We start from the raw sequence: 25,792 nt of genomic DNA, 5'->3' as shown, positions 1-25,792 counted from the left end.
TGCTCGCTGCCAGAAAACGCCTGACGTTTTGACCAACGCTTCGCGACCTTTTATCAATAACAAAGGAGCATCAACCCCAAAGCACACAACGGCCCGCGTATGAAAAAACGTCAGTTGTCCCCGCAAACTTTGGGGGAGCACCAAGAGTGCGGTACACTGTGAGGATTGCCTGATATTTCAGATGACCTATGCGCAAACTACTCTGCACTTTTCTTGTCGGCCTTAGCCTGTTCAGCGCTATGGTTGCCGCCGCTCCGCCGGAAGACATCCGCCAGAGCGGCTTTGTCTATTGCGTGAACGGCGCGGCGACCACCTTTAATCCGCAGCTGGTCAGCGGCGGGCTGGTGGTTGATACGCTGGCTGCGCAGCTTTACGATCGCCTGCTGGATGTCGACCCCTACACCTATCGTCTGATCCCGGAACTGGCGGCAAGCTGGGAGACGCTGGATAACGGCGCGACCTACCGCTTTCATCTGCGGCACAACGTGCCTTTTCAGAAAACGGCATGGTTCACCCCTGGCCGACCTATGAACGCGGACGACGTGGTGTTCAGCTTTCAGCGTATTTTCGACCGCAAATCCGCCTGGCATGGCGTTAACGGCGGCAGTTATCCCTATTTCGACAGCCTGCAGTTCGCCGACAGCGTCGCCAGCGTGAAAAAGCTGAGCAGCGACACGGTCGAGATCCGGCTGAACGCACCGGACGCTTCCTTTTTGTGGCACCTGGCTACCCACTATGCGCCGGTGCTTTCGGCGGAATATGCCGCGCAGTTGAGTAAAGTCGATCGGCAGGAGCAGCTGGATCGCCAGCCTGTCGGCACCGGGCCGTTTAAGCTTAGCGAATACCGCACCGGCCAGTATATCCGCCTCGCCCGCCATGCTAATTACTGGAAAGGCATGCCGCGCATGCCGATGGTGGTGATTGATATGGGCGCGGGCGGCACCGGACGCCTTTCCAAACTCCTGACCGGCGAATGCGACGTGCTGGCCTATCCTGCCGCCAGCCAGATTTCAGTGCTGCGCGACGATCCGCGCCTGCGGCTGACGCTGCGGCCCGGTATGAATATCGCCTATCTGGCGTTTAACACGCGCAAAGCGCCGCTGGATCGCGCCGAGGTGCGTCAGGCGCTGGCGCTGGCAATTAACAATGAGCGGCTGATGGAGTCCGTTTACTACGGCACGGCGGAAACAGCGGCTTCTATTTTGCCACGTGCTTCCTGGGCTTATGATAACAACGCGCGCGTCACCGAATACAATCCGCAAAAATCACGTGAGATGCTTAAGGCGCTGGGCGTGGAAGATCTCCAGCTGACGCTGTGGGTACCGGCCACCTCGCAGGCCTGGAACCCCAGCCCGCTGAAAACCGCCGAGCTGATCCAGGCCGATCTGGCGCAGGTTGGCGTTACGGTCAAAATTGTGCCCGTCGAGGGACGCTTTCAGGAAGCGCGCCTGATGGAGATGAATCACGATCTGACGCTAACGGGCTGGGCTACCGACAGTAACGATCCCGACAGCTTTTTCCGCCCGCTGTTAAGCTGCGCCGCTATCGGCTCGCAGACCAATTTTGCGCACTGGTGCGACGCCGCTTTTGACGAGACGCTACAAAAAGCACTGCTTTCGCAGCAGCTGGCGTCGCGCATCGAGTACTACAGCAAGGCGCAGGCTATGCTGGCGCAGTCGCTGCCGGTGCTGCCGCTGGCCTACTCGCTGCGGCTTCAGGCCTATCGCCATGATATTAACGGCCTGGTGCTCAGCCCGTTCGGTAACGCCTCTTTTGCCGGCGTTTACCGCGACCCAAGGACGAAGCCATGATTATCTATACGCTGAGAAGGCTGGTGCTGTGGCTGGTGACGCTGTTTTTACTGACGGTGGTCGGTTTCAGCCTGAGTTACTTTACGCCCCACGCGCCGCTACAGGGCGCTTCGTTTAGTGATGCAATCCTGTTCTGGTATCAGGGGCTGATGCAGTTTGACTTCGGCGTATCCAGCATTAACGGCGAGCCGGTTTCCCTGCAGCTGTTAGAAGTCTTCCCCGCTACGCTTGAGCTGTGCATTCTCGCTTTCGTGCTGGCGATGACCGTTGGCATCCCGTTCGGCATTGCCGCCGGCGTGATGCGCAACCGCTGGCAGGATAAAGCGATCAGCGCGCTGGCGCTGCTGGGCTTTTCAATGCCCGTGTTTTGGCTGGCGCTGCTGCTGACGCTGTTTTTCTCGCTGGATCTGGGCTGGCTGCCGGTTTCTGGCCGCGTCGATCTGCTTTATCCCATGAAAAACATCACCGGTTTTGCGCTGATTGACGCCTGGCTGAGCGATTCGCCCTGGCGGCACGAGATGTTGAAAAGCGTGCTGCTGCACCTGATATTGCCGGTAACAGCGCTGGCCGTAGCGCCTACTACGGAAGTGGTGCGTCTGCTGCGTATCAGCACGCGCGAAGTGATGGAGCAAAACTATATTAAAGCCGCCGCCACTCGCGGTCTTTCACGACTGACCATTATCCGCCGTCACGTGCTGCATAATGCGCTGCCGCCGGTTGTGCCTCGCCTGGGACTGCAATTTTCTACCATGCTGACGCTGGCGATGATCACTGAAGTGGTGTTCAGCTGGCCAGGTCTGGGACGCTGGCTGGTGGACGCCATCAGGCAGCAGGACTACGCGGCGATCTCCGCAGGCGTAATGATGGTTGGCGGCCTGGTGATTACTGTGAACGTGCTGGCCGATATTCTGGGCGCGCTGACGACGCCGCTGAAGCATAAGGAATGGTATGCCCTCCGATAGTGCATGCAATGCGATAAAACAATCATTTAAAATCAATGAATTGAAAAAATAAATTTAACTAACCCCTCTATAAAACACGCTTTCATGTACACATCGATGGAGGCGTGTTTTTTCAGACCCATAGTGACCAGGCATTATTCTCTTTTTTGTCACTGACCTCATACGGTCGTGCCCACATTTCCCATCTTGATAAAACATGCAAGGGCCTAGAAAAGGTCACAAACCTTTGCATGACCCAAATCCGTTTCATCAAAACGGCAGCTGGTCATTACAGATTTTCATCACCTGCAGCATGGCGATGCCAAACGCCCGGCGCCACTTTTATCGAACTATGTCTTGATAAGAGTCAATGCTTGCTCGGCTATAGCGTTTACTATATGTCTACAAAAAACGATATCCGCTACCATTGCCCGCTGTTCTAAGCGGGCTTTTTTGCACCCTTTACCGCATGCGTCATATAACGTCTTTTTTATTCATTATTACCAAATTTGTGATAATTCTTAAAAATTGAGACAGCTTTCTTCCTCATACTAAGATTAAATAACCTGGGAAATTATGGGGGATTGCATCAATGAAAAAAGATCTGGATTTTGAACGCAAAAAAAATCGCGCTTTCGCCATTATGAAAAAAAAAGGGATGTGGGAATGCCTCTATGCTCCCCCATGCCACCTGTTTTTATGGAAAATGGGCATCAATGTTGCTCCTCCTCCCTTTGGGCCTTATTGGACAAACTTCCTGTGCATGACGAGCGTTAACACTGCGTTTTGGGGCATCGTGATGTGGTTTGTTTTTTGGAAGGGGGAGCAAGAGCATCTCTTTTCTGCGTTAGTGACAATCCTCACTGTTGGGATAGCGGCTGGCCTTTTCATGTCAGCGCTGGAGGTATGGCGGGGAAAAGCCAATCATCTTCCGGCATGGAGCGAGATCTAGCCCGTGCTGCTCCTGCCCGCTACTGGTTAGCCCACCGTCTCCCGTGGGCTTTCTAATTTATACGGTTTCGGAGCCAGGCTATTGCGGCTTTTATAATAGGGTGGTTGAACTCAAAAGCTTCCCCACTTATGATCATGAGTATCCGGACGGAAGATTTTTCCTGCTAGTTTTATCCTAATGAATACTTAGCTAATTTTAAAGAGCATTTTAACACCATTTGGTTTCCCAATCATGCTCCTAAATACTTCAGCGAAGAGATGGTAAAGCACTTAACATGATCGAAATGATAATATTTCATGACCTTAGTAAAAAATGATAAATAATTCCAGTCATTACGATGCTTTTTTCGCGTATCAATGATAGCCCGCCATGAGCGGGCTTTTTTATTAAATTACCCTATACCTAAAAACCATAATATGATAGCAACGACAATTGGAGCTATATATAGCTCATTTACCTGACTAAAGAAGCTTTCATTTTTCACAGGTAAACTTCTGTCTTCTCGAATATCAGGCCTAGGAGATTCTCCACGAGCTGTCCTTTTTATATCCTCCTTTCTTATTTCAGATAGGATTTCTTTTATTTCCTTATTCAGTTCACTACCTGATGCATAGACAGCCATACCTACGAATGTCATAGCATATACAAAATAAAAGTATAAATTTCCTTTTGAAAATAGGGAGTTTTCGAAGTCAGGCGCTGGGCTGATAGGCCAGATAAACCTTGGAAAATACGGAAGGTAATACAATTCCGCTATTAAATATTTAACAGGGTGAAGTAAATCTATACCTCCATTACTCCCTTGAATAGCTTGGATATATATAAATTTAATGAAACCAAAAATTGTCAATAACCCAAAAACTAGAATGATTACCGCGCCTATCATCTTTTTCTGCCTGACTGTTTTACGTGCCTGATTATAATCCACTTTGCAGTCCTTATGAAATTAGAGGCATATAAGTTATATTGCAAACCTATCATAAGCAACCCTAATGATTCACAATGCTGGATTTGCAGAAAAATCTCAATAATACAAGTGTGTTAGCATTTTTTTTGAAGACAGCTGGCTTTACGATCAGGCGTCAAGACCGTCAATGGCTTTCATGCGTTTCAGCAATTCAGAAATGTTTGCATCTGTAGCTTCGGCCTTAGATTCCAGGGTTTCTACTTTATCCTGCAAGTGCTGGACTGCTCCTAACAGGTAACCACACAGGGCCAGTGGATCAATTTGCAAATAGCTCAGGCGATCCATTATTACAGCGCCTTTAAGATGTTCCTGTGCTTGTTGTGCAATAAATCCGTACTCCCAATGTATTGGGTCATCATCTGATCCATGCAATACTTTCAAGTCAAATGATTTTAGCCTTATTTGCTTTATTGCTTCATATGCACCTTGTGGGGCGGCATCTTTAATATTATTTTTCAGCCTTTCATCTGATGCAAATATATTTACGCCGTATTCGCTACCATCAATATTTACTCCAAGATACTGGCCGGTTATAGCAGTAAAAAACTTTACTCTGCCGCCCTGTGACCATAGCTGGTTGGGGGATGAAATATAGTCCTGTGCCTGCACACCACCTTTTGCAGTAAATAATACTGATCCTGTCTGCACGTTGTTCGCTGGATTTACAAACCTCATTTGGAAGCCGCCATTCCCTGCACCCGGGTTGACAACGAGTGACCCCATGCCCGTACCGGCTTGCTCATTCCATCTAAGATGAAGGCCTTGCGAATTTACCGGACTACCTAAACCTAAATAAACATCGCGGCCTGTTTGCGAATATCCCGCTACCATAAGATTGGAATCGAATTGAGACGTTCCGTTAACCAGCAAATCACTTTGAACTCTTAACTGACTTGCTATAGCCAGTCTTGTAGCAGTTTCGGCGTAAACACGAGATGTATAATCCGCTTCTGAATTATTGTAGTGAAAGTCCAGATATGGAGTTGTGCCGCCCTTCAGTTCTATTCCGGGCAGTTCAATCTTACCTGTGAGAGTGCCGCCGCTTCTGTCCAGCTTGCCTGATATCGTGTTAACCATTGCAGGCCAGCTTGGCCCGGTTACTGATGTACCGTCTGGAAGCTTAATAGTGGTGTTTCCGGTACCTGTATAAAATCCCTGCCAGTTGGCCTTTTCCTGGATCATGCCGCGAATGACTTTCGACATATCATTCATGGCCTGCTGAGTAATCGCCGTCTGTAGTGTTGCGGGTACCGCGTACCAGGCCAGACCGCTTGTCGTTGGTCCGGTAAATGATGAAGCTATTGTGAGTGAAGTGTTTGAAGCGATGGTAGTAACAATCAGCGTATAAGGCACGCCGCCGACGATGACGCCCAGAAAATCTCCGGCCTTAAGCTCTGTCGTAAATGCCGTACTGATGCCGGTTACGGTTGCTGATCCATTGGTTAATGTAATAGTGCCTGCTGGCATATTTATCTCCGGACAATAAAAAACCCGGCACATTGGCCGGGTTCTGTGAAATCGGGGTTAGTTTATCTGGCCGCAAACGTGAATTCGTGTGAAACGTCCCTGCGAGGAAAGTTCTCAGTAAATGTCCAGCGCTGCATGCCTTTATTTATTTCTTTTTCAAAAACATATCGTGGTTCTGCTTCAATAAACCTTATATTGCTGACACGTCCGTCATTGCCGATGTCATACAGCACTTTTGCATGCCCTGTCACGCGAAGCCTCTCGGCACGTTCTGGATAATTGATACCATGATTATCTGCGAAAGAAGCAAAGCTCACACATGCTGCGAAAAGGAAAAGTAAAGACTTCATAATGTATCCTCTCTTTTTCCCCATAAACTAAAGCAGAGAGAATGCTTAATCAACAGCCATATAGATGATATTACTTTATCATGAAGATCTGCTTTTCTTATTATGAAAGGTTAGAAAGAATTGCGTATGGTATGCGCAATCCATAAGGCTGGAAAGTTTGCGCCCAACTTCGCTGGCTCTGATTTATCCAGTAAGCCTGGAGATTTCCTGAGTCAAACCTGAAAAACAACCCAGAGTAGCCTGTTAACGACCCTTCGCTGTCTCCATACGAAAGATTGGCCGGGCAGTTACTGGCAAGCAGCCATGTATTGGTTCCGATATTTTGAGAATAGACGCTGGTATCAAGAGTGAACCCTGCCGGAATATCAAAAAAACCCATCACTCTTGGTATCTTTGCAGCAGAAACAGCAGACCAAACCAGCTGGCCGGAAGCGTTATAAACATCACGATAACCACTGACGATCGGAACGTCCGTACCGGTTCTGGCCATTGTCCCTGCATTTGCAGTTGCCAGTGGGGAGTTTCCATTGCAAAGAACGGCTTTCGCGCCGTTGCTGAATTTAAACCATTGAAGATTTCCATCCAGTGGATATGCGCCCGACACGTATCCCATATCCGAGGTATTTCCGATCGGGGTTGTTATGTTATAGATGCCGGTATCCGTAACGGCACCGTATGATTTACTGTCCCTGAAATAGGTTCCGAAGTAATCGGAATCAATTACCACTGCACCTTTGTCATTGAAGACCTGAAATCCACTCATAAAAACCCATATAGATTAATTGCTAATGTAGCGGCTCTGTTGGAAGGGAAAATACCTATTACCCTGATCCCTCCGTCGTAAGTCCTGACGGCATATTCTGATATTGAAGAAATTCCCGCACCGGAATTTGTGGCAATCACCACACCGAAGCTACCGTTCGCCGTGATGCCCGCATAGCTAACCGTAACCTCGGATATGTTCGCCGGGCATGAGACATTAACCACGCCTATAAATCGACAGTTATAATCACCGATATCAACAATCAACTTCCCTGTTTCATCCCAACACTGCATTCCTGCTGGCATTCTTACCCCCTGTCACCAAACGCCCGAACGCATGCGAAGAGTTCCGTTTGCATCGTAAACCCGTTCTTCAGTTGCAGTAATTACCTTTCTGCCCGATCCGTTGGAACCATTTATTTCGAAAGTTCCGCCTTTATCCAGCCTCCAGCCAGCTGAACCTGCCGCATAGTTATTGGACTGAATATAATTTCCAATCATCGCGTTGGTTATCCAGCCCTCGCCGATAAATGCCTGGTTAATCAGCACCTGACCATCTTTGATGACAAATGGCGAATAGAGATTGCTGCCGCTGCCGCTGATAACCACGAACTGGTTAGCATTAACCGCCAGGCGCGTATCAACTGATGAACCGTTGATTGTCACCGCGACCGAAAGCCCGGCGTCATAGTTTGTGCCGCCGTACCGCAAACCGGTTTTCAGCGTGTAAATTGCAGAGCCGCCCGTCGCATCTGCGTAAGCGGTAAACTTCTGCTGGAGTGCGGCCTGCGTCTCGGCATACTGCGCCACAACATCTGTTTCCAGTTGAGCAACCGAGCTTTCCGCATCTGCGGCCACCTTCTGAGCCTGTAAAATGCCCGCGCGGTTCTCGCCGTAGCTGGCCCACTGCTGATCCACCGTTTCGTAGGTCGCCAGCATGTTCTGCAACAGCGCTTCCGGATCGGTTTCCAGCTCTGCGAGCAGCGCCTTGCCATCCTCTGCGGTCAGGAATTTATCTGTGACGTCTTTCAGAAGCGAGGTGGAATCCACGTTCGACATGCCGCCGACAAACGGCGTCCAGTCACCCTTATTGCCGATCCGGTCTACCAGCCGCGCCCGGTACCAGCGGTGCACGCCTGCGGGCATCGGCCCATGCTGGTAACTGACGCCGGGGTAAGGCACGTTTGCCAGCAGCAGCGGATTCTGTCCGTCTGCCGTGGTGGCCTGCTGGATTTCGGTGTAGGCTGTGTCGCCGGAACCGTCCGGGAACGCCCAGGTAATGTCGATTGCCCATACCACGTCGTCGGTCGCTTTAAGGCTGACCGGCGTACCGGGCTTGCCTGTTTTACCGTTAAGCGTGGTGGATTCGGCGTAGCCCCACGGCGAGGATACCTCCATCGCGTTCACTGACCGCACGCGCACGTCATAAACCCCGGCGTAAATCCCCTGAATAGTGAAGCCCTGCGAGCTGACCTGACCCACGTTCACCCAGTCGCCGTTATCCTTGCGCCACTGTGCGTTGTAGCGAATGGCGTTATCGGCCCTGTCCCACGTCACCTGCATGGAGGCCACGGTCAGGCCCTGGGCAACGTGATCCACTTCCGTGATGATGATGTTTTTCGGTGCCTGCATTACGCCGGGCGGCGTCACGGTAACCGGCGCCGGGTCAATCTTCACACCGTCATCGATATAGCGGTATTTGTTTGGATCGTGCTGCACGCCGGAGATGGTAAAAGTGCCGTCATCACCGGATGCAATGGAGGTCACGCGAAAGTACTGGATAGCGAGATTATCGCTGTCAATGGCCCACACGGCACCCGCCGCTGGCGTCTGGCTGTAGGCAGTGCTGACGCGCATCGTTTTTTTATCGGCGCTGACAGAGGCAATGGTACGCGTCTGCGCGCTGCCGTCCGGCAGGTTCAGCACCAGCCGATCGCCAGCGGCATAATCCGCTGCGCGGTCCAGGGTAATACTCAGCCCATTCACGGCACTGACGCGGCCGCCGTTCGGCTTGCCCGCACGGTATGGATCGGCCACGCCAATGATTTCAGCCGGCAGCGGGATATAACCGTCCAGGCCCACGCCAAACGAGATAGTCCCGTCCTTCGCGTTCGACAGGATAGCCCAGCGCCCCCGGCGGTGCGCCTCGCTTTGCGACGTGCAGCCAATGGCCGTCAGCTGCGTTTCATTGACGCCGTAGCGCTGGACCAGGTCAGTATCGTAAACGCCCTCAACCGTGTCGGAATAATGATTCTGCGGGTCTGACCAGGATACCTGACAGGACGTGTAGCGGTTTTTGTACGTCCCGCCCGCGTAGGTAAACAGGCCATCGATAACGTTGGATGCGTGATAAACAAAATCCACGTCGTTCTGCGGCACGTCGGCTTTAACGTAAATCTGATCGTTACCCCAGAACGTGATGCCCCGGAAAATCGCCGCAATATCCTTCAGCACGTTATAGGCGTCCTGCTGGCTCTGGATATAAACGTTGCAGGTAAAGCGCGGCTCCGTGCCGCCCGCGCCGTCCGGCACCATCTCATCGCAGTACTGCGCAATGGCGTACAGCTCCCATTTGTCGATCATGGTCGCATCGACGCGGTTTCCCATGCCGTAAATCTCGTCCAGCACCAGGTCGTAGAAAATCCACGCCGGGTTATTTGAATAGGCCCAGCGGAAATCGCCGGACCAGGTGCCGCTGTAGGTGCGCGTGGCCGGATCGTAGGTTGTTGGTACCCGCACCAGCTTGCCCTTAGGCTTGCAGGTCGTTTTCGGCACGCTGCCGTTAAACTGGCTGGAGTCCAGCTCCATGTACAGCAGCGCCGTGTTGGGATAACGCAGCTTGCTGTCGATGACCTCTGCCACTGAATACACGCTGAAGGCGTTAACCAGTTTGGTTGAGGTGGAATCAGCGGTGATGCGCCGGACGCGAACCGACCAGCCGGAGGTAGCTGAAGGCAGGTCAATACGGTGATCGCGCTGGTACTCTGACGTGGTTTTCCCGTCAAACGAGGCATTAACGACGTTCTGCCATGCGCCGCCGTCAACAGACAGGTCAATCGCATACTGGGTAACAGTGCCAACCATATCGCCGTTGTCTTTATAGGCATACTGGGCCGGAAGGCTCAGCTTCACGCGCACTGCGTCGAGATTCAGATCGGTGAACTGGCGTACCCAGGGCGAAGCGGCCTTTACCTGCACGCCAATGCTCAGCTCGTTATCAATTTCCGGCAGGCCCTGTATATAGGTCTGATCCTGCGTGCCGTTGCGGTATTCCCACTTTACGCCGCTGAAATTGTATGAACCGTCATCATTAGCCAGCGGCGTGTCGTTCAGGAAAATCTGCTGCGCGGTAAGCTCGCCATGAATCTCCCCCTCAGAGATGGCGAGCAGCATTTTTAGTTTGGCTACGGACAGCAGATCGTCCGGCTCTTCCACCGGCGTATGCGCGCTGCCGCCGCCACCTTTACGGCCCTGGATCATCGTCGCGCCATGAAGAAGTTGCATATTCCACCCATAAAAAAAGCCACCCGGAGGTGGCCTGAAGCTGATGTGATTTACTGCTGGTCGCTGGAGAAGATGCCCGCGCTGATAATCGCGCCGCCAATCTCCCGACTGCCATACAGAAGCGGCACCGGATAGCCCATTGAAACGGTGTTCACCGGCGCGCCAAACGCGTAGTTGGGCTGGTTATCGGTGCTGGAGGCCGAGCCGATATTGTATTTCGGCTGCGGCGTCAACATGCTCACCACGCCCCCGAGCATCATCGACAGCCCCATCCCGGTCAGGGCAGTCATTGCAAGCGCGGTTCCGCCCGTTGCCGCCGCCGCGCCGGTTGCCAGCCCCATCGTTGCGCCCCATACGCCCAGCGAAGCGCCGGCCGTGAAGAATGCCGCGACCAGCGCCACCGCACCGACCACAATTTGCAGCGCGCCGCCGCTTTTGCGCCCTTCGATAACCGGCATCATGCGGTACTCTTCCGCGCCGCCCGACATATCAAACTCCGCCAGGCCGATGTTGTTGCCGCCGCACCAGAACGTGAAGCGCACGCCGTTGAGATGCGCGTTCGACATGTACTTTTTGAATCCCGGCACGGTGGCGCACATGGCGCGCAGCATCTCGCGCAGATCGGCCACGTGGTACCGGTGCGTTTTGCCAAATTTCTTGCCCGCCGCGCCGCCGAGCGTCAGTGTTTTAAGCATCAATTAACTCCTTCCGGCGCACGACGCGCACCGTTCGATCCCGGTAGTATTTTCCGTACGGCACCCGCGCCGACAGGTTGCAGAAAGCGTGGTGTAAAATGATGTTGTCGCCGAGATATATGGCGGCGTGGTTGGTGACCGGCGCGCTGACCTGCATCATCACCATATCGCCCGGTCGCATATCCTCACGCGGCACCTCAACGAACCCCTCCGACTGCCAGTTGTCGTCATAGCGGTTTTCTTTGCCGTCTTTCCACCACTCGTAATCCACCGACCAGTTATTCAGCGCCAGCCCGTGCTCCTGCCGGTAATAGTCCATAACCAGCGTCCAGCAGTCGGCATGACCTAATACCCAGCGCCGCCCGGCCAGCTCCCGCTCACCGCGCGGCGAAAGCGTGCAGAAATCGCCGTCCGGCCACGACATAATCCCCCACTCCACGCCGGAGTGATCGCACTGAATGCGGTCAACCTCTGACGGCACCAGCTGTACCACGTCAGGGTGAGAATGGATGAGCATCAGCACCTCGCCCTGAGCTTCCGCCGCCGCGTAGTCATCCGGCGCCAGGGTAAAACTTTCGGTCGGCGTGTCAGAAATGTTCCGGCACGGCAGGTACTCCTGAGCCCGGCCAATTTGCACCACCACGCCGCAGGCCTCGTTTGGGTATTCCGCCTCAACGTGCGCCGTGATGGCCGACATAATTTTTTTCCGCATCATTATCTCCCCTGCAGGTTTGCCGCCGGGAAGCCACCGAACGGGAGCGGCTGATCGTCGCCAAAACGCAGCTTGCAGTCGCTCAGGCGGCCGCCGCACACGTCCAGCGCCGGGTTATCCGTCGGCGTGCCGTCTTTCAGGAAATAGCGCGTGCCGTTGTAGTCGCAGCCCGTGCCGGTGCGGTACCAGCCGCGCATACACCAGGTGCAGACCGGCGTGATTTGCCGGGAAGGTAATTGCAGACTTTGCACGTCGAACGGCGAGCACAGCTCAAAATCCACCTGTGAACGCGTTTCGGTTTTCTTCGCGTTTACATAAAAAAGCTGCACGCGCTCTTCCGTCGGCTGCGCGCTGGCATTGCCCGCCGTCCAGTTCGCCGCGTCGAGATAGCGGGCCAGCGTCGTGTGAACCTTTACCTTTGCCTTAACCAGATCGTCGAACTGAAGGCACAGCGCGGTGACGTAGTTCCCGACGTTGCCCACGGAAAGCGTCGGCGTCGGCTGCGATCCGGTACTGGAAAGCTCCAGGCCTTTCAGCTCATACGGATAAGGCTCGTACTCGTTGCCCTGCCAGATAATTGACGGCAGATCGTCTGCGGCGAACGAAGCCCAGCCTTCCGAGCTGATATTGTGCGCGTGAAAGCGCAGGATGTTGTCCAGGCCAAAGGCGGTGCCGTCAATTTCCAGCAGCTGGATTAGCTGGCCTGGCTCCAGCTGCTGTATGTCCTGTGCGAAGCTCATATTCAGCCCATAAAAAAGGGCCGCCTGAGCGACCCGGTTACCGGAGAGAGAAATTAAGGCACAAAGGCCTGTTCAAAAGTGAAAGCTATTTCTGCAAAGTTACCGTTGATGAATTTAGGATTGATGGAGTCAGGCTTTACCCGATAGAGGTGCTTTTCGCCCCAGGGATTTGTCCACCAGAAAGAAGCCAGCACGTGCGCTTTCAGAAACGCCCGCAGCGCCAGCATGTCAGCTTTATTGCCATTGCAGGACAATGCCCATAATTCCACAGCCGTGTTTATGCCCGCGCTGGCTACCTGTCTATAACCATCCCCGAACTGAGCCTGAAGCGTAGCAACGGCCAGCTGCTCGCTGGCCTGCACCTGAGGGCACCAGGTAAATGTGTCGATTGCCATATTTTCTCCGACCAATAAAAAACCCGCCAGAAGCGGGTTTATCTAAAGGTAATAATTTAAATTTAGCGTGGCATTTCCAAGGCAAGCGGCTGGGACTTGGCGCATCCTTTATCAGTATAAATTTGATTCAGCTTTTTCAGGCGTGTCTTAGCAGCGCCACCTTCGACAGTATGGGCATCACTTGTATCAATGAAAAACCATGGTACAAGAAGTAAAAAGCCTGTCACGCCTAAAATTGAGTTGGTCGCAACTTGTTTAGTATGGTCGCTGTCACTTTGTTTAACTTCATTAGTCATATTCCCCATTTCAGAAATGATTGACTGACAAGACATCATTTCATCACCAGGCTGAGAAATTTGCACAGGCATCGGGGTAGTATGTAAGCATCCAGTTAAAAGAGCACAAGTAACAGCTAAAGCGACCAACCTTTTCATCATTTTCCTTTAAAATATTTCAATAAGTAAGCAATCACCTAAGAATAATCCTAAAGCATTAAATGATAAAGCTATTTTGATTAATTCTATGAATTTGATTTAATACGCTTTTTGAAGCTTTTTTATCAAAAATAAACTACTTTCTGTAAAGCAGCCCGCCAGGCGACATTTCTTTCCTCAGCCTGTCGGTAACAGTAGTCTGAACGATGGCCTCTAATTGCTTCGCCGTGCTGGCTGTATTGGCGCTGCTGAAACTGCCGGACCCGCTATCCTGCATAATCGTGACAGGTGCGTTCACCTGAATACCGCTCATACCATCACCGGAAGCTGCATTTACGCCGGAAGAAAACGCATTGATACCCACCGTACCGCCTACCACGCCACCGCTGGCATAGCCTTTCATCATGCTGTACAGGTTGGGTACGCCGATCCGGTCAGTGGCTTCTTTGGTGAAAACGAATTCCCCCCGGTGCACAATACCGGCCGGATCGTATTTTCCGCCCGCGCCGGTAAAGCCGCCGCCGTCGTAAGCGCTGAAGCTGGTCGGCATTCCCATTGCGCCTGTTCCGCCTGCTGCCCCGGCTGCGCCTGTTGCGGCTCCGCCAACACCGCTTGCCAGCCCACTGAATATACCGGACAGCGCGGAGCCGCCAGCTGCCTGAAGCGAATTTACAATCGCCATCTGTAGCGCGACTTTGGAAATCATCTGCACGACAGACAGCCCCCAGCTTTTCCAGTCGGCCTTACTTCCTGCCAGTCCGGCCGCCATGTTATCCAGCGCGCTGTCCATCGTGGAGGTGATCCCCTGTGAAACCGTGCCGGAGATATTGCTGGCGCTTTCGAGCCAGTTTTCATAGCCCCGGGAAACGCCGTTCAGCCAGCTGGATTCTGCGGCAGCGGTTGCCTGGTATTTTTTATCCAGCGCGTCCAGTGCTGCATTACGCACCGCAATAGCTTCTGCACCTTTGTCGGTTTTATCAAAGACACGTTCAACCTGTTGTTGCTCTCCGAAGCGATCGCGCTGCCGATCGCCCATGCCAGCAGTGGTTGCCGTTAACGCGGCGTCATCACGGTATTTGCGCGCGGCGTCGGTCAGATCTTTCAGTGCTTCGGTCTGCTCGCGCTGCTTTTTAACGTTCGCGTCCGCTTTCTGCGTCCACGTTTCCAGCTCGACCGAAGAGGCACGAATGGCCTTTCGCTGTTCGTCCGTCCATTTAACACCGGCCTGATGCGACGCGGCATAGAGTTCGGAAGCTTTTTCCCCGTCCGTGGCGCGCACCCGCTGCACTTCCACCGCCACGCTGAGATCGGCCATTTTTCGGGAATACTGGTCTGCCGTCTGCGCAGCCTCACGCGCCGCCTTCTTCTGGGCGTTGGTTGCGGCGGTGTCGTCCTTTTTAGCCTGGGCTGATTCGGCATCCTTTTTGGCCGCCTGGTCTTTGTTATAAACGTACTGCGTATACAGCGCGCCGGTAAGCTTCAGATCGTCGGCTTCATACTGATGCTGGGCATGTAACTTTTGCAGTCCTGACAGGCTGGCCAGCTCGTTATCGCGACGCGCTTTTTCGAGTGCAGTCGCCTGCTGAGGCGTTGCCTTTGCCAGTGAAACAACCGGCCCGGCATACTGCGGCGGCGTTGCGCTACCGGTGGCGCTCATTGATCGATTGAGGAGATCGTAAGCCCCTTTCAGAATCGAAACGGCCCCCGCCTGCTCAATGGCTTTTTTCGTAGCCAGGTCGCTGGCGTCATTCACAAGCTTTTGCGTGGCTTCAACTTTTGATGCTGCCAGCTCACGCTGGTAATCCAGCCTGCTGAGCTGATCGGTGGCTTCCTGCTGGCGTTTCGTCAGCTCTTCTGCCGTCATCAGGTTATTGATGCGCGCCAGCCAGGGATGCTCATCGTACTGCTTTTCCATGTCCTGCATACCGCGGAGACTGTCACGCGTCCTGCGGATCTGCTCGTCGATATCAGCCAGGTCTTTTTTCTGCGCATCCAGCGAGCCGCGCGCGTCGGCAGACGTGGATCGCAGGCCGGCTACCGACATTTTTTGCAGCTTGCCGTTAATGGCATCAAGACTGTCAGCGAAACCCACGGCTTCGTTATGCACCTGCTCCATGTGCTGTGATACGCCATAAAGCGCGGTGCCTGCCGCAATAATCACGCCAGGCCAGCCGCCAAGGATACCCAGTACGCCGCCGCCAAGACGCGACATTACTGATGCCGTTTCCGTCAGGCGCCCGGCTGCCGCGCTCCTGCTGGCAATCGACGTATTTAGACCTGCCTGCGCCGCTGCCAGCTGCCGTTCAGCCGCTATTTGCGCTTCAATGCCGGATGCCGCCGCCCTTGCCTGCTGAGCGCGATAAACTGCCTGCCTCGCCGTGGCGACGCTCACCTGCGTGCCGCGCACCTGCGCCTCTGCCAGCGCGACCTCAGCGGCAGTGTTTGAGATAACCGAAGCGGTCGCCGTGGTAACGCTGGAAACCATATTTCCGAAATAACGCGCCACGCCCAGACCGACCAGCGCGCCCGTCACGTTTGCCACGGTATCGATATTTTTTGCCAGGCCATCCAGCACGCCTGACAGGGATGATGACGCGCCCACGGCATTGTTAGCACCGCCGACCCACTGCATAAAGGCGTTTTCCACCTTCTGAGCCGATCCGCTGATGGATGCCGGAAGCGTGTCGAACTCCTTACGCAGCTGCTCAACGTTGGTCAGCAGCGGCACGATTTTATCCGTGGTCAGCTCGCCGTTGTTGGCCATGTTGCGCAGGCCGCCGATCGTGGTGTGCAGGCCGTCGGCCAGAAACTTCGCCAGCCGTCCGCCGCTTTCCATGATTGCGTTAAATTCTTCCCCACGCAGCACGCCCGATCCCAGCGCCTGGCTGAGCTGGGTAATCACCGAACTGGCCTCTTCCGTGCTTGCTCCCGAAAGCTTCAGGGACGTTGCCACTGTTTCCGTTACTTTCGCCACGTCCGCAGAGGCATAGCCCGCATCGCGCAGGGAGGAAGCAATGCGGCTGTAAAGATTCGCGTTGGCTTCAAACGAGGTGCCGGTACGCTGGCTGATGGTCATCAGCGTTTGCTGTGAATTCGCAAAATCATCCGCTGAAGTCGACGCCAGGCGAAGGCGGCCGCTGAGCTGGTTCCACGTGTCCGCATAATGGATCAGCTGACTGGTAGCAAAGGCGCCAGCGAAGGCGCCCGCCATGCCGGTTGCGGTAGCGCGGACGGACGCCAGCTGAGAGTTAAGCTCGCCCAGCGATCGCTGCGTTTCCCGCGTGGCCGCCGCCGCACGGCGCCCGCCCTGCTCCATCGTTTTGTAGTAATCAGAGCCCATCCGCGACGCGCGCGCAATCTCGGACTGAAACGAGCTGGAATTTGCCGAAATCTTGATAATAAGTTCGCGCAGCGTAGCCATAAATCACCCTGTAAATGCATTAACCGGACAGCGCAGCAAAGAAATCTTCAAGCCCGCCACTTTCTTCAACCGGATCGGGCTCGCGCCACTGCAGCAGAACGTCTTCCATTTTGACTTTCGCACCCTGCGAATTAAGAACGGCAGTGGCGACCTGGGCGGTCTGAATGTCGCCGCGCCGGTCGCTGATGGGGTTCACCCTGTCGTATTCAATCCACATCCGGAGTTCGCTGGCGGTCAGCGTTTCTTTTAACTCATGGAGGGTACGCCCCAGCCTCAGGGCCAGCGTCATCAGAAAGAAAGTGCCGGGCTCTTTTACTTTGCCTCGGCGGCCGCCTGTGACGTGCTCAGGTCAAGCGCCTGCTTAAGCAGCCGGGCATGTACCGGGCCATAGATATTTTCAATAAGTGGCTTATCTTCGGCGGTAAACACCGGCATATCTTCTTCATCAAGCAGCACGTCGATAAACAGCACCACGTCGGCGCTTTTGTTGCGCAGCGCGCGCTCGGCGGCGGTCAGCGTTTCCGGCTCGCCTTCCGGGTTGGGGTTAATGATCTGCTGCCATTCCAGCCAGGCCTGACCTGACGGCTCGCGCAGTTTTACGCTGGTATTTTCCCATTCAGGGACGGTGATAATCTTGCTGCGAAACCCGGCCATAGGTGCCAGCGCCAGCGCGCGTAAAGGGTTGGTTGATGCCTTCTTTGCCATCTTATTACTCTCTGACTGATGCGGGAGAAAGCGGCCTGAGCCGCCGTTTTTATGCTGCGGCCGGTGCCGGGACGATCGCTACCGGTTTGCCTTTAACACGCAGGGTAAATGACGCGGTAACCACGCCCGCAGTGGACAGGCTCCAGCTGTTCTGACGCACTTCAGCCAGGAAGGCGTAGCCATTACCTGACGGGAAAATCACCTGAAACGCGTGCACCGCATCGGTTTCATAGGCGGTGCGCAGCGTGCTTTGCCCGACCTCATCCGCTGACCAGTTGCCGGACAGCGTTACCTCGCCGGGCGCGGCCAGGCCGTTCGTCATTTCCTGCTCGGTGGAGCACAGCGTGGTGGTTTCGATATCGGACTTCTGTCCGCCGGTATAGCTCAGCTCTTTGGTGGAGCAGTTGATACTCTGCCAGGTGGCGCCGGTCGGGTTGGCTTCCGTGGCCGCATCGGCGGAAACGTTGATTTTCGTTCCCTGTGTTTTTTCATACTTTGAGGACATGGTTATCTCCGGATAGTAAAAAGCCGCCCGGTGGCGGCCTGTTCGGGGTTAATCCCAGATTTGAACTTCAAGCGTGGCGCGGTAAAGCGACGTGTCGGGCTCGTAGTCGTTTAGTTCATTAAGCGAGACGGGGCTGAGCGGCGCGATCGCCTCGCGGATCTGGCTGCGGATCGCACGCGCTTCATCAATGGACTGCGCCCAGGCATCAATTTGCAGCGTGCCGGCCGTTTCGGCCTGACCGCAAAACACGTCGCCGGATACGGACGTGGGCAACAGGAAAACCACCCACGGCGCGGCGGTGCCGGAAGGCGCAACGTAAGGAAATACGTTCCCGTCCGCCAGGCTGCCAATCAGGGGGTAAATATCAGCCTCCGTCATTTTGACAACACCTCATCAATGGCCTGATTCATCCGCGCCAGCGCGACGCGAGAGGCTTCTTCCTGCCTGACGTCGAAAGCCGGACGCACAAAAGGATGTGCCGCCATCTTTGACGTGCCCATTTCCACAAAGCGCCAGTAGAAGGCGTTACGCGGGTTGCTGGCCTTCATGGTGTTGTCACTGTTGCCGGTACCGGGATTCACGCCCCGGATGTGTACGCCGGAAGAGATTTCGCCCCGGCGCCGCGCCTTCTGGGTCATCACAACAACGTTTTTCTTCAGCTTTCCGGTCTGAACGGGCGCTTTGGCAATGACTTCATCACGCAGTACACCGGCACCGGCGCGCGTGGCGTCGCGCAGCACCTTGTTGTTTTCCGCGCGGCTGAGCGTTTCCAGGTCTCTGGCGATATCAGTCAGGCCGGAGAAATCCAGAAGTGTATCAATCACTTTTTCACCCCCTTCTCACAAAGCAGCTCCAGCCGGGTACCGTTTTCGGCAGTAATGGCTGATTTGATGTCGTAGACCTCACCGGCGCCGGTCGGCGGATTATGCACCACGCGCCAGCCGGTTGAGATGGCCGCGCGCAGGTTGTTACGTATCCAGATGCGGGTAGTGGTACCGGAAAGCTCGGCGCCGGAGTTCAGCAGCTCACGCCCCGACACGTCGGCTATGGAAGCCCGACAGCTTGCCACACGTTCCCAGCCGGTAGCGGGCTGGCCGGACGGCAGGCGTCCGCTGGCGGGTTTTTGCAGCGTCACCCGGTAACGCATCGATCCCGCCCTCATACGCCATAAATCCGGTAGGGCTGAAGAAACGCTTCAACGGCAAAATCAGGCGTGGCCACGCTGACGCCGGTCACCACCGCTTCGCGATTGGCATACCAGTGCGCAATCAGCATCAGCATGGCGGTTTCAATGTCCTCGCCGTAAAGCAACGCGTCCGGATCGGCCAGATAAAGAGGATCGGCGGAATCTTCATAAAGCGTGCGGCGGGTAGAGTTTTCCACGTACCGCACCGCCGCCTTTATGCGGGCCGCCAGCCAGGTATCATCCTCGGTAAAATCCTGTTCGATGTTGCAGTGATGCTTTACCTGATCAACGGTCAGCATAATTCCCCCTTACTTCGTTTTCGCCTTGCCTTTGGGGTTGCCGTCATCACCGGGTTCTTTTTTCGCGCCCGGCTCCTCGGCATAGCCCCGCTGGATAAGCTCGCGCCCGTGCTGCTCCAGGGTTTCAAACGTGGTGCCTTCGGTCAGTACTTCGCCCTGGTGATAGATGGGCTTGATGGATCGCAGTTTCATGGCTCTGTCCTCATTGTGCTGGCGGCCCGCAGGCCGCCGTCAGTGGGTTATGCGCCAGCGGCTGCCGGTGCGGTAAAGGTGCCGTAGATAAACGCCTCAGGGCGCTTGACGGCCAGCGCCAGTCGCTCCTCACAGCGGATAGAGATCATGTTCTTCTCGAAGTCGTCGGCGTTCTCGGTGGAGATGACCACGTTGGCGTCTTCACGGTCGAACAGCTGCGCGGCCGCGTTGAATGCGCCGGTCAGGAACTTGCCCTGGAACGCGGCGGCCTCGGTGGCCACAACAGGCAGCCCCCACAGCGTCGGGCCGGTCAGCGCGGACGGGTTCGCCAGGATATAGCGGCCCAGCGTGTCCTTGGTCAGTTCGATCTTCGCCCAGTCGATAAAGTGCAGAACGTGGCCGGACGCCGGGAAGCGAGCCAGCTGCGCCTGAAGCATCGCCAGACGTAAATCGTCGATACCGTTCTGCTGCTCAACGCTGAACGCTGCCTTAAACGCGGACGCCTGCGGCACGATGCCTTTCAGGTGCGCACCGGTGCCGTCACCGAACAGAATTTCCTGCTCTTCGACATACTTCAGGCCGTAGCGCATCTCAGCATCCACGGTTGACTGAAGCTGCGCAAAGTCGTCCAGGATCTGCTTGGACGCTTTAAACATGTGCGCGATGGTGGTCACCGGCGTAATCTGCGTGGCGAATTCGATATCGCTGTACGGCTTGGTCGTGCCTTCCGGCACCACGGCGGCCTTATTGGTAAAGCCGGTCTGCTGTACCCAGAAGATGGCCGGCGCGCTGGTGCGGCCCGGTGCGATCAGATCGCGAATAAACAGGCGCTGTTTCGGCGCGGTGTCGATACCCGGCTGGCGCTGAGGCTCAACCACGCCATCAGCGACGCCTGTTGACAGCAGCGCGGCATTAACCGGCACGCTGACGCGCTTACCGCCCTCCACGCTGGCGGCAAATGCCTTCAGCGCTTCAGAACTGATTACGGTATGCCCCACGGACTCGACGACCTTTTTCGCGCTTGCCAGCGGCATGTTGGCAACATGCTGTTCAAGCTCGCCCAGGGAAGCCTTCAGGGTTTTATTCGCTTCGTTCAGCGCGTTGAACTCGGTGGCAATCTTGTCCACTGCGTCCTTGGTCTGGGCAGAGAGCTGGCCGGAGTTTTTCGCCTCTTTCAGCGCGTCTTCGGCTTTCTGACTGAAGGTGCCGGAAACTTCTTCCAGCTTCGCAGAGACTTTTTTCAGTAACTCATTTACATCTGACATAGTGATTCCTTATTTGCCGAACGCGGCCAGCGCGTTTTGAAGTTGTGTAATATTTTCAGGATTGATTTCGTCGGTAGCGCCCGGCATACCTTCAGGATCGGCAGCAGCGCCAGGCTTGCTGCCGGATAAAGCTTTAAGAAGTTTTCGACGCTCGGAGCGCGGGGTGTCGGTCTTCGCCAACAGCGCGTCAAGCTTGCGCAGCGCAGCGGCCGGGCTGTCGTCGTCGTCTGCGATTTCATCAGCGGAAAGCAGGCGGTCGGCAAACCCTTTATCCACCGCATCGCTGCCGCCGATATAGGTTTCGCCGTCCATCATTGCGGCCACGTCCTCTATGCTGAGGCCCGTGCGCGCTGCGTAGATATCGCCCATCGCCTTATCGAAAGGCTCCATATCCGCAGCGATTTGCGCCAGATCGTGACGGTTGCCCATCGCATAGACCCAGCAGTTGTGGATCATCAGGAAAGCGCCACGTCCGATCTGTACATCGTCACCGGCCATCGCGATGATTGAAGCCGCAGATGCTGCCAGGCCCATCACCTTGACGGTGACTTTGCCCTTGTACTCGCGCAGCAGGTTATAAATCGCCAGCCCTTCAAACATATCGCCGCCCGGCGAGTTGATATTGACCGTGACGTCCGCGCCGTTCATTGAGCGCAGCGCCCCGGCAATGCGGCTGGCCGTTACGCCGTCGCCCCAGTAGTCGGCGCCAATTACGTCGAAAACAGAGATAGTGTTGTCGCCAGCGCTTGCGGCCCTGATGCCGCCGTTCCAGCGCTCCATCGCGGCGGACGGCAAATCCCGTTTTGAGAGTGCAGAAGGCCGCCCCGCCGGTGCTTCCGGAAGGCTTTTCAGTGTCATGGGATTAGCTCCTAGGCCGCCTGTTTCAGCGGGGATTGCTCAAAAGGTATGTCGGGGAAAATATGGTTATGCAGTTTCCGCAGCTGCGCGGCCTGAGCGGCCTGGCCATTGGCTTTCAGGTCTTCCAGTGGCGTCAGGTTCAGCTGGACGGTGTAAAGCTCGCCGCCTTCAATCGGAGGCATGTTCTCAAGACGGCGCACGTCATTGCGTGACATCCAGCCGTTCTGCAGCGCAGTCGTGTAGTACGCGGCACGCCCGGCGCTGTCGGCACGCAGCAGGCCTTCAACGGAGAATTCCGCGAAAAGGTCTTCGTCACCGTCAAGCAGGCAGCGCGAAATCTCCTGCTCAATATTCACCAGCAGCGGCCGCAGCGTGTTGGTCAGAAACTGGAGGTTCATCCCCTCAACGCTCGACGCCCAGCTGCTTTGTTTGTTGGCGTGGCCGACCATAAACGGCGGCACGCGAAACCAGCGGCAGATTTCCTCAATGCTGAACGCGCGGGACTCCAGCATCTGGGCTGCCTCCGGATTCATGGTGACGTTCTGATATTTCAGCCCGCCTTCCAGTACCATAATCTTTCCGGCGTTTTTTGATCCAGTGAACGCCTGCATGTAGCCGCGTAACCGCTCGCGCTGGTCTTTATCCAGCGCCTGATCGGCAGACAAAAATCCTGAGCTTTGCAGCCCGTTTTCAAATATTTTTGCCGCCGATTCCTCAACGGCCATTGCGGAGCCGATCACGTCCCGGCCTTCGGCCATCGGCATCATGCCGCAGACGCCATCCAGGCCAAAGCCGCGAATATGCATCAGGTTCTTTACCGGAATAACGCGCTGCGCCTGTACCTCGGTATAGGTGTATTCCAGGCTGCCGTTATCCAGTCGCTTCACCACCATGTTCTGGGGCAGCAGCGGCACCAGCGAAACCATACGGTTGCCGATCATCTTTTTTTCGACAAACGCGTTGCCGCGCAGGCAGATGCTGGCAACCACCATCAGCATGAAACGCGACGGCGTCATTTCCATATTCGGGCGGCGGCACAGCACCTGATAGGCCGGGTGCGTCGTGGCGGGCTTGCGCGAGCCGTCCGGCTGGCGTTCGTAAATTCTCAGCGGCAGCGTGGAAACGGACTCGCTCAGGAGCCGGACGCAGGCCCATACCGCAGAGAGGTGCATTGCTTTGTCAGCTGACACCACCTTTCCGCTGCTGCTGAGGCCCATCCATTCCTGCCAGAACGTACCGGTAGTCAGTCCGATCGGTACGCCCAGCCAGTTCAGCAGCGCGCTTTTCACCTTGCCGGGCTGTTTGCTCTCTTTCATCAGAAACCTGCCATTATCGGATTATCAAAGAAGCCGCTTAAGTCCTGCGGCTCTTCTCCGCCGTTGAGGATCAGACGACTGAGCCCGGTAAACATGGCGACCGGGCCGTCTATTTTTGCCTCTGGCGTCGATTTATTGGGGAACACGTTGTCGTTTTTATCGGTCTTTGCGGTGACGTTGCTCATCATCCACGTCATTACCGGGTGATTGTTGTGGTGCAGGCGCCCGGCGTAGGCCAGCGCCTCCGTTTCCTTCATGGCTTCAGAGAGATTGCGCACCGTCTGCGCCACCTCCACCATCGGCACGCCCTCCTCCGCCAGCGACAGGCTGAATTGCGTTGCGCCCCAGGGGTCAAAACCGATTTCGCGCAGGTTTTCACCGGCAATCCACTTCAGCAGGTCTTCCTTGATAACGGCGTGATCCACAACGTCACCGTCCGTCAGCGTCAGGTGGCCGCTGTCGCGCCATTTCTGGTACAGCTCGGCCATCTGTCGGGAGCAGCGTTCCAGCCGCCCCTCGGGCAGCCAGAACATAAAGTCTGCGTGCACGTGCCCCGCCGGTGCCCGCCACACTTTTACCGCCGCGCAGATATCAATCTTGTTTGCCAGATCCACGCCGACCCACATCGGGTACGTTTTTAACTCGTGTACTGGCGCCAGCGGCGCGCATTCCTCCCACTTCACCATGTCCATCCATGCGGACTCGGCGCTGACCCAGATATTGAGATGCTTGGTGAAAAAGTTGTTGCGGGCAGAAACCTGCTCCTGAGCCTTTTTCGCCAGGCGGCGCAGGTCGTCCCAGCGCTTACAGATGCCCAGGCCCGGATTGGCCTTCTGCCACACCTTTTCGTCGAAAGGCTCGTCACCCTCGTCCAGGGTAAAGATAATCCCGAAAAAAGTGTCGTCATCCACCACGCCGCTCAGCACCTTCACCGCGTAATCGCGCAGCTCGTAACAGATACCCTCGCGGTTAAAGCCTGCCGTGGTGATGGCAAACAGCAGGGACTGCGAGCGGGCGCCGGTTGCGGTTTCAAGCACGTCCCACACGTCGCGAGTGCGGTGCGCGTGCAGTTCATCCACGATCGCACAGTGGATATTCAGGCCGTCGAGGTTATTGGCATCGCTGGAAAGCGGCTCAAACTTTGACGCGGTGCGCTCCTGGAAGATAGCCAGCTTGTTGTAATCGAACAGCCTGCCCAGCGCGGCGCGGGACTGCTTAATCATGTTCACGGCATCGTTAAAAACGATACGCGCCTGATCCCGTGTGGTAGCGGCAGAATACACTTCGGCCCCGCCTTCCCCGTCGGCACCCGCCATATACAGGCCAATACCGGAGGAAAGCGTTGATTTGGCGTTCTTACGCGCCACCTCGTTATAGGCCGTGCGGAAGCGGCGAACCATGACCGGCTTGCCCTTACTGTTCAGCACCTGCTCGCCCGTCAGCTCGTTTATCTGCGGCACCACGAAACCGAAAATATTAATCAGGATGAAGATGTGCCAGTCCATCAGGTCAATCGGCTTACCGGCCAGATCGCCTTTTACGTGCGGCACAAATTTATAAAAATTGAGGATATGCTGCGCGCGGCTTTCGCTGAAAAACACGTTACGCTGTTCACCAACCGCCAGATCGTCCAGGAACCGGGCGCAGGCCTGCTTCACATATTTACACGCAACGATTTCGCCGCTTATCACGCGCTCGGCGTAGCGGATGCCGTCTGCTACCTTTGCCATCAGTCCCTCGCTTTCAGGAATTCTTCCAGCGGATCGACCTTATCGGGGCCACCAGCATTAACCTTGCTGCGCGAGGCCGGAGTCATTCCGAACTCTGACAGCATGGCGCGAATTCGTTTCCAGGCATCTGATTTCATCGCGGCGGCCGGATGCGCTTTTATCATTACGTCGCCGGTTTGTGTCTCCACCCGGTACGTATAACCTTCCGTATCGAGCGTTTCACAATGGCGGCGATATTCGGTATAGGCTTCGATCAGCAGCTCAAGCGCTTTGCCGTCAAGCTGGGTAAGCACGCCGATCCCGTCAAGTTCCTGGGCAATCTGCTGGAACCAGTACTTGCCCATTTTGTCGAGATGCTTCGGAGTGTTGGGTACCCCTTTCTCTGGCTTAGGTTCGTTCTGGTTTACCGGTCGCTTGGATGGGTTCCCCCTCACCAAAACCAGGTGTGACGGGGTTTTCGGTGGTCCGGACATGGGGGAAACTCCACTGAGAGGGTACATTGGGGGTACCCATAAAAAAGTTTTCTAACCTGCGGCGATGCGAGAAAAACTCAGGCGGCGGTACTTTGGGGCGCAGGCTCTGAAC

General features: G+C 55.4%; 28 protein-coding genes and 1 pseudogene. 4 read left to right on the top strand and 25 right to left on the bottom strand.

Annotated elements, in window-relative coordinates; all coding sequences use genetic code 11:
* Window positions 1-188: 188 nt before the first annotated feature.
* The 4 genes and pseudogenes from sapA to ACMGEE_RS21715 form a co-directional block, all read left to right on the top strand.
* On the top strand, window positions 189-1,811 hold the full coding sequence (gene sapA, locus ACMGEE_RS01610) for an ABC transporter substrate-binding protein SapA (protein WP_436829558.1): 1,623 nt from the start codon (window positions 189-191) through the stop codon (window positions 1,809-1,811).
* On the top strand, window positions 1,808-2,773 hold the full coding sequence (gene sapB / locus ACMGEE_RS01605) for a putrescine export ABC transporter permease SapB (protein WP_436829557.1): 966 nt from the start codon (window positions 1,808-1,810) through the stop codon (window positions 2,771-2,773). The genes sapA and sapB overlap by 4 nt, the downstream gene beginning before the upstream one ends.
* Window positions 2,774-3,344: 571 nt before the next feature.
* A complete protein-coding gene (locus tag ACMGEE_RS01600; protein WP_436829556.1) occupies window positions 3,345-3,704 on the top strand; it encodes a DUF6404 family protein in 360 nt (119 codons plus the stop codon).
* 209 nt (window positions 3,705-3,913) lie between these two features.
* A pseudogene (locus ACMGEE_RS21715) lies at window positions 3,914-3,982 on the top strand (hypothetical protein); the annotation flags it as partial.
* Between the two features lie 113 nt (window positions 3,983-4,095).
* Here ACMGEE_RS21715 and ACMGEE_RS01595 read toward each other — a convergent pair.
* The 25 genes from ACMGEE_RS01595 to ACMGEE_RS01475 form a co-directional block, all read right to left on the bottom strand.
* Window positions 4,096-4,632: a YniB family protein gene (locus ACMGEE_RS01595; protein ID WP_436829555.1), complete on the bottom strand. Its 537-nt coding sequence runs from the start codon at window positions 4,630-4,632 to the stop codon at window positions 4,096-4,098.
* 147 nt (window positions 4,633-4,779) lie between these two features.
* On the bottom strand, window positions 4,780-6,138 hold the full coding sequence (locus ACMGEE_RS01590; RefSeq protein ID WP_436829554.1) for a tail fiber domain-containing protein: 1,359 nt from the start codon (window positions 6,136-6,138) through the stop codon (window positions 4,780-4,782).
* Window positions 6,139-6,200: 62 nt separating this feature from the next.
* Window positions 6,201-6,488 (bottom strand): TonB family protein, encoded by a 288-nt coding sequence (locus ACMGEE_RS01585; protein ID WP_436829553.1) that lies wholly within the window; start codon window positions 6,486-6,488, stop codon window positions 6,201-6,203.
* Between the two features lie 100 nt (window positions 6,489-6,588).
* Window positions 6,589-7,251, bottom strand: a complete 663-nt coding sequence (locus tag ACMGEE_RS01580; protein ID WP_436829552.1) for a DUF8377 family phage-derived protein — start codon at window positions 7,249-7,251, stop codon at window positions 6,589-6,591.
* Window positions 7,248-7,556: a hypothetical protein gene (locus ACMGEE_RS01575; RefSeq protein ID WP_436829551.1), complete on the bottom strand. Its 309-nt coding sequence runs from the start codon at window positions 7,554-7,556 to the stop codon at window positions 7,248-7,250. Before ACMGEE_RS01575 ends, ACMGEE_RS01580 begins: the two co-directional genes overlap by 4 nt.
* A gap of 12 nt (window positions 7,557-7,568) precedes the next feature.
* Complete coding sequence (locus ACMGEE_RS01570; RefSeq protein ID WP_436829550.1) at window positions 7,569-10,754, bottom strand: TipJ family phage tail tip protein; 3,186 nt, start codon at window positions 10,752-10,754, stop codon at window positions 7,569-7,571.
* A 50-nt stretch (window positions 10,755-10,804) separates the two neighbouring features.
* The gene (locus ACMGEE_RS01565; protein WP_316528873.1) at window positions 10,805-11,449 is read right to left on the bottom strand and encodes a tail assembly protein; all 645 of its coding nucleotides are present in this window, start codon (window positions 11,447-11,449) and stop codon (window positions 10,805-10,807) included.
* Window positions 11,442-12,161, bottom strand: a complete 720-nt coding sequence (locus ACMGEE_RS01560) for a C40 family peptidase (protein WP_436829744.1) — start codon at window positions 12,159-12,161, stop codon at window positions 11,442-11,444. Before ACMGEE_RS01560 ends, ACMGEE_RS01565 begins: the two co-directional genes overlap by 8 nt.
* Window positions 12,162-12,163: 2 nt before the next feature.
* On the bottom strand, window positions 12,164-12,901 hold the full coding sequence (locus ACMGEE_RS01555; RefSeq protein ID WP_436829549.1) for a phage minor tail protein L: 738 nt from the start codon (window positions 12,899-12,901) through the stop codon (window positions 12,164-12,166).
* Window positions 12,902-12,954: 53 nt separating this feature from the next.
* Window positions 12,955-13,296: a phage tail protein gene (locus tag ACMGEE_RS01550; RefSeq protein ID WP_436829548.1), complete on the bottom strand. Its 342-nt coding sequence runs from the start codon at window positions 13,294-13,296 to the stop codon at window positions 12,955-12,957.
* A 62-nt stretch (window positions 13,297-13,358) separates the two neighbouring features.
* Window positions 13,359-13,730, bottom strand: coding sequence for a hypothetical protein (locus ACMGEE_RS01545; RefSeq protein ID WP_436829547.1), 372 nt, complete (start codon window positions 13,728-13,730; stop codon window positions 13,359-13,361).
* A gap of 136 nt (window positions 13,731-13,866) precedes the next feature.
* On the bottom strand, window positions 13,867-17,151 hold the full coding sequence (locus tag ACMGEE_RS01540; protein WP_436829546.1) for a phage tail tape measure protein: 3,285 nt from the start codon (window positions 17,149-17,151) through the stop codon (window positions 13,867-13,869).
* A 19-nt stretch (window positions 17,152-17,170) separates the two neighbouring features.
* The gene (locus ACMGEE_RS01535) at window positions 17,171-17,440 is read right to left on the bottom strand and encodes a phage tail assembly protein T (protein WP_436829545.1); all 270 of its coding nucleotides are present in this window, start codon (window positions 17,438-17,440) and stop codon (window positions 17,171-17,173) included.
* Window positions 17,441-17,463: 23 nt separating this feature from the next.
* Window positions 17,464-17,856, bottom strand: coding sequence for a phage tail assembly chaperone (locus ACMGEE_RS01530; RefSeq protein WP_436829544.1), 393 nt, complete (start codon window positions 17,854-17,856; stop codon window positions 17,464-17,466).
* Between the two features lie 49 nt (window positions 17,857-17,905).
* A complete protein-coding gene (locus ACMGEE_RS01525; RefSeq protein WP_253453618.1) occupies window positions 17,906-18,361 on the bottom strand; it encodes a phage tail tube protein in 456 nt (151 codons plus the stop codon).
* A gap of 48 nt (window positions 18,362-18,409) precedes the next feature.
* Window positions 18,410-18,739 (bottom strand): DUF3168 domain-containing protein, encoded by a 330-nt coding sequence (locus ACMGEE_RS01520; RefSeq protein WP_436829543.1) that lies wholly within the window; start codon window positions 18,737-18,739, stop codon window positions 18,410-18,412.
* Complete coding sequence (locus ACMGEE_RS01515; protein ID WP_436829542.1) at window positions 18,736-19,185, bottom strand: HK97-gp10 family putative phage morphogenesis protein; 450 nt, start codon at window positions 19,183-19,185, stop codon at window positions 18,736-18,738. Before ACMGEE_RS01515 ends, ACMGEE_RS01520 begins: the two co-directional genes overlap by 4 nt.
* Window positions 19,182-19,508 carry a phage head closure protein gene (locus ACMGEE_RS01510; protein ID WP_436829541.1) on the bottom strand — a complete coding sequence of 109 codons (327 nt, stop codon included), beginning with the start codon at window positions 19,506-19,508 and terminating at the stop codon, window positions 19,182-19,184. Before ACMGEE_RS01510 ends, ACMGEE_RS01515 begins: the two co-directional genes overlap by 4 nt.
* 11 nt (window positions 19,509-19,519) lie before the next feature.
* Entirely contained in the window at window positions 19,520-19,846 is a 327-nt protein-coding gene (locus tag ACMGEE_RS01505; RefSeq protein ID WP_436829540.1) for a head-tail connector protein, read from the bottom strand.
* A gap of 9 nt (window positions 19,847-19,855) precedes the next feature.
* The gene (locus tag ACMGEE_RS01500; protein ID WP_436829539.1) at window positions 19,856-20,038 is read right to left on the bottom strand and encodes a DUF7210 family protein; all 183 of its coding nucleotides are present in this window, start codon (window positions 20,036-20,038) and stop codon (window positions 19,856-19,858) included.
* Between the two features lie 47 nt (window positions 20,039-20,085).
* A complete protein-coding gene (locus ACMGEE_RS01495; protein WP_436829538.1) occupies window positions 20,086-21,303 on the bottom strand; it encodes a phage major capsid protein in 1,218 nt (405 codons plus the stop codon).
* 9 nt (window positions 21,304-21,312) lie between these two features.
* Window positions 21,313-22,161 (bottom strand): head maturation protease, ClpP-related, encoded by an 849-nt coding sequence (locus tag ACMGEE_RS01490; protein ID WP_436829537.1) that lies wholly within the window; start codon window positions 22,159-22,161, stop codon window positions 21,313-21,315.
* An 11-nt stretch (window positions 22,162-22,172) separates the two neighbouring features.
* Window positions 22,173-23,477 carry a phage portal protein gene (locus ACMGEE_RS01485; RefSeq protein ID WP_436829536.1) on the bottom strand — a complete coding sequence of 435 codons (1,305 nt, stop codon included), beginning with the start codon at window positions 23,475-23,477 and terminating at the stop codon, window positions 22,173-22,175.
* Window positions 23,477-25,207 (bottom strand): terminase large subunit, encoded by a 1,731-nt coding sequence (locus ACMGEE_RS01480; RefSeq protein ID WP_436829535.1) that lies wholly within the window; start codon window positions 25,205-25,207, stop codon window positions 23,477-23,479. Before ACMGEE_RS01480 ends, ACMGEE_RS01485 begins: the two co-directional genes overlap by 1 nt.
* Window positions 25,207-25,680 carry a phage terminase small subunit P27 family gene (locus ACMGEE_RS01475; RefSeq protein WP_436829534.1) on the bottom strand — a complete coding sequence of 158 codons (474 nt, stop codon included), beginning with the start codon at window positions 25,678-25,680 and terminating at the stop codon, window positions 25,207-25,209. The genes ACMGEE_RS01480 and ACMGEE_RS01475 overlap by 1 nt, the downstream gene beginning before the upstream one ends.
* Between the last annotated feature and the right edge of the window lie 112 nt (window positions 25,681-25,792).

Origin of the sequence: Erwinia artemisiae, from assembly GCF_051400835.1 — a bacterium.
In the GTDB taxonomy this organism is placed as follows: Bacteria; Pseudomonadota; Gammaproteobacteria; order Enterobacterales; family Enterobacteriaceae; genus Erwinia; species Erwinia aeris.
The sequence above is the reverse complement of the archived record's forward strand: the minus strand, read 5'-3'. Positions and strand labels throughout refer to the sequence as shown.

Bases quoted from the DNA above. Each gene is read 5' to 3' on its own strand.
- ACMGEE_RS01575 (WP_436829551.1), bottom strand. From the start codon at position 7,556: ATGCCAGCAGGAATGCAGTGTTGGGATGAAACAGGGAAGTTGATTGTT.
- sapB (WP_436829557.1), top strand. From the start codon at position 1,808: ATGATTATCTATACGCTGAGAAGGCTGGTGCTGTGGCTGGTGACGCTG.
- ACMGEE_RS01495 (WP_436829538.1), bottom strand. From the start codon at position 21,303: ATGTCAGATGTAAATGAGTTACTGAAAAAAGTCTCTGCGAAGCTGGAA.
- ACMGEE_RS01490 (WP_436829537.1), bottom strand. From the start codon at position 22,161: ATGACACTGAAAAGCCTTCCGGAAGCACCGGCGGGGCGGCCTTCTGCA.
- ACMGEE_RS01580 (WP_436829552.1), bottom strand. From the start codon at position 7,251: ATGAGTGGATTTCAGGTCTTCAATGACAAAGGTGCAGTGGTAATTGAT.
- ACMGEE_RS01585 (WP_436829553.1), bottom strand. From the start codon at position 6,488: ATGAAGTCTTTACTTTTCCTTTTCGCAGCATGTGTGAGCTTTGCTTCT.
- ACMGEE_RS01550 (WP_436829548.1), bottom strand. From the start codon at position 13,296: ATGGCAATCGACACATTTACCTGGTGCCCTCAGGTGCAGGCCAGCGAG.
- ACMGEE_RS01530 (WP_436829544.1), bottom strand. From the start codon at position 17,856: ATGGCAAAGAAGGCATCAACCAACCCTTTACGCGCGCTGGCGCTGGCA.
- ACMGEE_RS01555 (WP_436829549.1), bottom strand. From the start codon at position 12,901: ATGAGCTTCGCACAGGACATACAGCAGCTGGAGCCAGGCCAGCTAATC.
- ACMGEE_RS01540 (WP_436829546.1), bottom strand. From the start codon at position 17,151: ATGGCTACGCTGCGCGAACTTATTATCAAGATTTCGGCAAATTCCAGC.
- ACMGEE_RS01525 (WP_253453618.1), bottom strand. From the start codon at position 18,361: ATGTCCTCAAAGTATGAAAAAACACAGGGAACGAAAATCAACGTTTCC.
- ACMGEE_RS01565 (WP_316528873.1), bottom strand. From the start codon at position 11,449: ATGCTTAAAACACTGACGCTCGGCGGCGCGGCGGGCAAGAAATTTGGC.
- ACMGEE_RS01590 (WP_436829554.1), bottom strand. From the start codon at position 6,138: ATGCCAGCAGGCACTATTACATTAACCAATGGATCAGCAACCGTAACC.
- ACMGEE_RS01480 (WP_436829535.1), bottom strand. From the start codon at position 25,207: ATGGCAAAGGTAGCAGACGGCATCCGCTACGCCGAGCGCGTGATAAGC.
- ACMGEE_RS01545 (WP_436829547.1), bottom strand. From the start codon at position 13,730: ATGAAAAGGTTGGTCGCTTTAGCTGTTACTTGTGCTCTTTTAACTGGA.
- sapA (WP_436829558.1), top strand. From the start codon at position 189: ATGCGCAAACTACTCTGCACTTTTCTTGTCGGCCTTAGCCTGTTCAGC.
- ACMGEE_RS01535 (WP_436829545.1), bottom strand. From the start codon at position 17,440: ATGACGCTGGCCCTGAGGCTGGGGCGTACCCTCCATGAGTTAAAAGAA.
- ACMGEE_RS01485 (WP_436829536.1), bottom strand. From the start codon at position 23,477: ATGAAAGAGAGCAAACAGCCCGGCAAGGTGAAAAGCGCGCTGCTGAAC.
- ACMGEE_RS01475 (WP_436829534.1), bottom strand. From the start codon at position 25,680: ATGTCCGGACCACCGAAAACCCCGTCACACCTGGTTTTGGTGAGGGGG.
- ACMGEE_RS01510 (WP_436829541.1), bottom strand. From the start codon at position 19,508: ATGCGTTACCGGGTGACGCTGCAAAAACCCGCCAGCGGACGCCTGCCG.
- ACMGEE_RS01505 (WP_436829540.1), bottom strand. From the start codon at position 19,846: ATGCTGACCGTTGATCAGGTAAAGCATCACTGCAACATCGAACAGGAT.
- ACMGEE_RS01570 (WP_436829550.1), bottom strand. From the start codon at position 10,754: ATGCAACTTCTTCATGGCGCGACGATGATCCAGGGCCGTAAAGGTGGC.
- ACMGEE_RS01500 (WP_436829539.1), bottom strand. From the start codon at position 20,038: ATGAAACTGCGATCCATCAAGCCCATCTATCACCAGGGCGAAGTACTG.
- ACMGEE_RS01600 (WP_436829556.1), top strand. From the start codon at position 3,345: ATGAAAAAAGATCTGGATTTTGAACGCAAAAAAAATCGCGCTTTCGCC.
- ACMGEE_RS01560 (WP_436829744.1), bottom strand. From the start codon at position 12,161: ATGCGGAAAAAAATTATGTCGGCCATCACGGCGCACGTTGAGGCGGAA.
- ACMGEE_RS01520 (WP_436829543.1), bottom strand. From the start codon at position 18,739: ATGACGGAGGCTGATATTTACCCCCTGATTGGCAGCCTGGCGGACGGG.